1 protein-coding gene and 2 pseudogenes are annotated in these 1,130 nt (G+C 64.2%); 2 read left to right on the top strand and 1 reads right to left on the bottom strand.

The window, feature by feature from the left end; genetic code table 11:
- Nucleotides 1-285, bottom strand: a pseudogene (locus tag ACYVDE_RS23620) (hypothetical protein); the annotation flags it as partial.
- A 28-nt stretch (nt 286-313) separates the two neighbouring features.
- On the opposite strand from ACYVDE_RS23620, the gene ACYVDE_RS23615 reads away from it, so the two are divergent.
- Together ACYVDE_RS23615 and ACYVDE_RS23610 are read left to right on the top strand one after the other, a co-directional pair.
- A complete protein-coding gene (locus tag ACYVDE_RS23615; protein WP_460503972.1) occupies nt 314-739 on the top strand; it encodes a thioesterase family protein in 426 nt (141 codons plus the stop codon).
- A 187-nt stretch (nt 740-926) separates the two neighbouring features.
- Nucleotides 927-1,130 (top strand): annotated as a pseudogene (locus ACYVDE_RS23610) (helix-turn-helix domain-containing protein); the annotation flags it as partial.

Here is a 1,130-nt window from a genome sequence, read left to right as displayed (position 1 = left end):
GGCGGCCTGGGCGGCTTCCAGCGTCAGCAGGGCGTTGAGGCCGGTGCCGAGGCCGATTTCGAGGATGCGCAGGGGCTGGCCCGCTTCGGTGGCAGGCAGCAACGGCAGCAGCCCGTGCCGGATGAACACGTGCGCCGACTCCTGCCGTGCGCCGTGCTGCGAGTGGTAATGCTCGTTCAGGGCCGGCACGAAAAGCGTAGCCGAGCCGTCGGCCGTGCGGCGCAGCTCTACCTTTGGCTCATCTGATGAATAGGACTGCGGATTTTCTGATTGTTGCTGATTCATTCGCTCATTCACTCATTCACCCATTGAAATGCCCCGCGTAAAAGTAGCCCTGCCCGCCACCTTCCCCTTCACCACCGAAATTCCGGTGCGCATCACCGACCTCAACTACGGCGGGCACCTGAGCAACGATGCGCTGCTGGGGCTGCTGCACGAGGCGCGGGTGCACTTCCTGCGCTCGGTGGGTGTGCCCAACGACTACGACCCCATCACCAAGCTCGGCCTCATCATGGTCGACGTCGCCGTGGAGTACAAGGGCGAGGCCTTTCACGGCGACGTACTACGCTTCGACATGGCCGGCAACGACCTCAGTAAGTACGGCTTCGACGTGGTGTACCACGTGCACAATCAGGCCGGCAAGGAAATCGCCCGCGCCAAAACCGGCATGCTCTGCTTCGACTACAACATCCGCAAGCTGCGCCTGCTGCCCGCAGAGCTGGCGGCGCGGCTGGGGTAGGCAGGCGGCCGCGGCTTTTTGCAGAAAATCATATATTTAGAGCAGTTCTCCGGTTGGTGTAGGGTGCGGGGCTTGCCCCCGCCCGCCGTTTGCCCCAGTGCAACGACTCCGGTCATTGGCGGGCGGGGGCAAGCCCCGCACCCTACACCAACCGTTTTTTTCAACGCCAGCTTCTCCCCCGCCGGCCATGCTGCTCCAGGATTTTTTGCCCAGCCCGCCGCTGCGGGAGTACGTGCGCCTCATTCAGGTGATTCATTTTGTGTTTGATGCGGGCGTGCCCCTGCCCTTTAAGGCCTACCCACCGCGGCCCGAGCAGTGCCTGTCGTTCTACCCGCGCGATGCCGAGGCGGTGGCCTACCCCACCGGCCCGGCCAAAGCCACCCGGCCCCGC

The sequence above is a fragment of the Hymenobacter agri genome (genome assembly GCF_054778495.1).
This window is presented reverse-complemented; position numbering and strand designations above follow the sequence as displayed.

Bases quoted from the DNA above. Each gene is read 5' to 3' on its own strand.
- ACYVDE_RS23615 (WP_460503972.1), top strand. From the start codon at position 314: ATGCCCCGCGTAAAAGTAGCCCTGCCCGCCACCTTCCCCTTCACCACC.